This window comes from Streptomyces violaceorubidus (assembly GCF_000717995.1).
Lineage (GTDB): Bacteria > Actinomycetota > Actinomycetes > Streptomycetales > Streptomycetaceae > Streptomyces > Streptomyces violaceorubidus.
On record NZ_JODM01000163.1, the window covers coordinates 1 to 415 of the forward strand.

Consider the following 415-nt stretch of genomic DNA (forward strand, 5'->3'; position numbering starts at 1 on the left):
GAGGGCGAGGGGGTCGCTGGCGCAGATGATGCCGGTGACGCCGCGTTCCAGGAGGCGGGTGGCGGCCGCCTGTCCGCCCTCCAGGGAGAACATGGCCCGCTCGACGAACTCCTCGGGCAGCTCCGTCCCCGCGGCCCGGGCCGTCTCGCGGGCGGCGGCCAGCTTGCGGCGCGAGGGGACGTGGTCGGAAGGGCCGAGCACCAGCCCGATGCGCTCGTGGCCCAGCGACGCCAGGTGCCGCCAGGACTGCTCGACGGCCACGGCGTCGTCGCACGCGATGCACGGGAAGTCGAGGTTCTCGATCGACGCGTTGATCAGCACCACGGGGATGTTGCGCTCGGCGAGCAGCCGGTAGTGGTCGTGCGGGGCGTCCGCCTGCGCGAACAGACCCCCGGCGAAGACGACTCCCGAGACC

Annotated in this window: 1 protein-coding gene; it reads right to left on the reverse strand. The window is 73.5% G+C overall.

Features of this window, described 5'->3' with window-relative positions; genetic code table 11:
* The coding region (locus tag IE94_RS0134525) for a substrate-binding domain-containing protein (protein WP_030192543.1) at window positions 1-415 on the reverse strand (415 nt) is incomplete at both ends.